The sequence below is a fragment of the bacterium genome, assembly GCA_035529855.1.
In the GTDB taxonomy this organism is placed as follows: Bacteria; RBG-13-66-14; B26-G2; order WVWN01; family WVWN01; genus WVWN01.
In genome coordinates this window covers 1-2776 of the sequence record DATKVX010000024.1, presented here as the reverse complement: position 1 = coordinate 2776, position 2776 = coordinate 1, and the positions used below count along the sequence as shown (strand labels likewise).

The following is a 2776-nucleotide window of genomic DNA, read 5'->3' as shown; positions in this document are numbered from 1 at the left end:
CTCGAAGCGATGGCCGCGGAAGGGCGCGCCTATCCGCGTATACATCGGCGTATGAATAATCTCGTCGAGGTCGCGCTTCAGCGCGTAGTCGCCCTCCTCCGAGCGGATGGTGAACTCAACCGTTACCGCGCCGGTCTCGGGCGTGGGTGGGGCAAGAACTATGTCCAGGTTCTCGTCGCGGGCGATGCTTACGAAGTCGATTTGTCTCACGATACCTTGACCCTCCACGTTCTAACTTCGGGTTCGCCGGTTACGGTATTGCTCGGGCCAGCGCCGGGGTGGGGAGCGTGATCATGGTAGTTATATGCACCCTCGAGTGCCGAGAGTCGTTGCTCTAATTTATCGCCGAGGACTGCGGGTTCGGCCTCTGCCGAGATACCCAAAACGATGTCGCTCGAATTTATTACGATACCGTGGCCGTCCTTGTTTAGAATCACGATCTTGTCCCACGCGTGGACGCGGAATATTACGGGCCTGCTCTTATCGAGCCACGCCACGATAACCTCCGTGCCGACGACGGGTACGATCGAAAAGCCGACGGCGTCCGCGTAGCGCATCACGCGCAACGGCACGTCCTCGACGTCCTGGCCGCCGTCCTCCGGCGTAACGATACAAGTCATCTCGGCCTCGTCTACCGTAAATACCGTGCCGACGGTGAACACGTCGGGTATCTTCGCGACGGCGTTGACCAGTTCGCTAAAAGTTTCGAGCGCCATTACTCATACCCCCCGGCCACGGTTACGGCCATCTCGTAGACGCCGTCGCCGAAGCTGTGGTCGACGCTCTCGACGGTCGCGTGGCGTACATTGTCGTCATACTTCGGAACCTTCAACGCGATGCGCGAACCCTGGCGGATGTACGGATTGCCGGGCGCGGTAAACGAACCCTTAAACCCGGACGTCGACAACTTTAAATATTCCTCTTCCGCTCGTTCGGCGGCCTTTTCTTTCGTCGGCGCCGACACGACAAACGTCAGCTTTTTATCGGCGTCGCCATCCTTATAATCCCTGGCCTTGAACTCAGCCGTCTTAGGCGGCAACTTGTAGTCCCCGTCCGTAAGCGTCACGGCGACCTTCTTTATCCGCCGGTCCTTGATGTATTCGATTTCGCAGTCGTCGGCGTAAACGTTCTGGCCGACGATGAACAGGTACGCCTTGCCCTGCGCCGCCGGTTCCTCCCACGCCGGGCCGAAATAACCGTCGCTCGTGCCGGGGATGGCGTACCATACCCATCCCGTCTCCTCCGCTATCGTATCGAGCACCTGCGCCGGCGTATGGCCGTTGACGCGAAATTTCGTCGGCGGCATCGTCGGCGGTTCGAACGGTGATAGTTGCGGCACCATCCCGCCTCGAGATAAAGCATCCTTCGCAATGTCTTTCCACGACGCGTTCGCGTACGTCTCCTTGTACGCGTTTTTGCGGGCCGCGCCCGCGACGCTCTCGCAGGTGATTTTTAAGGGCAGGTTCGGCTCAACCTCTTTTATCGCGCCGCTGAACACCGGCGCAAGCGCGAACTCCTTAAATCCGAGGGACAGATCGACCTGGTCGCCCTCCGCGAAAACGTCGAGCGTGAACGCCTTGTGGTTCGGGAACTCCAACTTGCATATATCGGCCGGGTTCTTCCGCGTCATCTCTACCACCGCGCTCGTTATGCCGTGAACGGCGTACTTCCCTACCGTCAACTTAAACTCGGGGCTAAGAACTACCAAACCACCGCCTCCACCTGGTCGCCTGCATTATCCGCCCTCGCTTCGCCCGGGCCGGTATCGTGATTTGCTGGCCTTTATAAAGCACGTGGCGCTCGTCGAGGTTATTCGCCGCCAGCGCGTCGAAATATCCGTAAGGGTGCCCCCACTTCTCCTCGACGGCGATTCTTAACATGTTCGGTATAAACTTCGCCTTTTCCTTCTTCGCCGTCGGCGTTGGGGCCGGCACGCCTATCATGCCCGGGTCGCGGGGAGATTCCTGGCCGGCCGGGAACTGTGCGCCGTTGCCCGGCGCCCCACTTATAAGCGAAGGCTCAATCCTCATCGTCCTCCCGGCAAAGGCCGGGCCGTCGGGGCCCAATTTTATTGTGGTAGCCATTATTCCGCCTGCTGCCCTTCACCCTCAAACGTTAAGAGCAAAGCCTTGTCGCCGTTATCTTCGGTCTCGATCCGAAACCCGCCATTGACCGAACCTATGCGAAGCGGGTATTGCGTATTAATTCTCGCGGGCGCCACGGGGCCGGTATACGACTCGACTACGTCCGAGGTCTCGAGGTCGGGGATGTATACCTTGCTTCCCGCTGGTATCAGCTCGAAGTTGTCGCCGTAGATGTCGAGGTTCGCGTAATAGATATGCGTCCACGCCTTCGAGTCGCCGTAGTACCACTCGGCCAGGAATACCAGGTCGTCGCCGTCACGAACGCGGTGGTACGTTCCTTTTGCCACGGGGCACCTCGATATGGTTTTCCTTGAGTTCCGGGAATCCGGCGTACGCGCACTTGCAGATTATTATTTGCGTCGAGCCATCCGGGGCCACGTAACGGCCCATCGTTCCCCGCCCGAAACATCGTCCGCAGTTGGAGTTCGCGAAACGCTGGGCCCTCCGGGCTATCTCTCGCTGCGGGTCCCTTCGCCGGTTGCTCATTCTTCCTCCGGGAATATCAGCGTCAGCGGGTCCTCGGCGGCGTCGGCGACGAATCGCATCACCCACGCGACCTCCTCCATTTGCGGCGTCGCCTGGTAGTCGAGCGGCACGACATAACCGATGCCGTGGCCGGATAAAAACCCCTC

General features: G+C 59.6%; 5 protein-coding genes. All 5 read right to left on the bottom strand.

Annotated elements, in window-relative coordinates; genetic code table 11:
• Positions 1 to 210 (bottom strand): hypothetical protein (locus VMX79_02275; protein HUV85920.1); only part of this gene is annotated, 210 nt, incomplete at its 3' end.
• Positions 207 to 716 (bottom strand): hypothetical protein, encoded by a 510-nt coding sequence (locus tag VMX79_02270; protein ID HUV85919.1) that lies wholly within the window; start codon positions 714 to 716, stop codon positions 207 to 209. The genes VMX79_02275 and VMX79_02270, both read right to left, overlap by 4 nt.
• The gene (locus tag VMX79_02265; GenBank protein ID HUV85918.1) at positions 716 to 1708 is read right to left on the bottom strand and encodes a hypothetical protein; all 993 of its coding nucleotides are present in this window, start codon (positions 1706 to 1708) and stop codon (positions 716 to 718) included. The genes VMX79_02270 and VMX79_02265 overlap by 1 nt, the downstream gene beginning before the upstream one ends.
• Positions 1695 to 2084, bottom strand: coding sequence for a hypothetical protein (locus VMX79_02260; protein HUV85917.1), 390 nt, complete (start codon positions 2082 to 2084; stop codon positions 1695 to 1697). Before VMX79_02260 ends, VMX79_02265 begins: the two co-directional genes overlap by 14 nt.
• Complete coding sequence (locus VMX79_02255; protein ID HUV85916.1) at positions 2084 to 2431, bottom strand: hypothetical protein; 348 nt, start codon at positions 2429 to 2431, stop codon at positions 2084 to 2086. Before VMX79_02255 ends, VMX79_02260 begins: the two co-directional genes overlap by 1 nt.
• Positions 2432 to 2776: the final 345 nt, after the last annotated feature.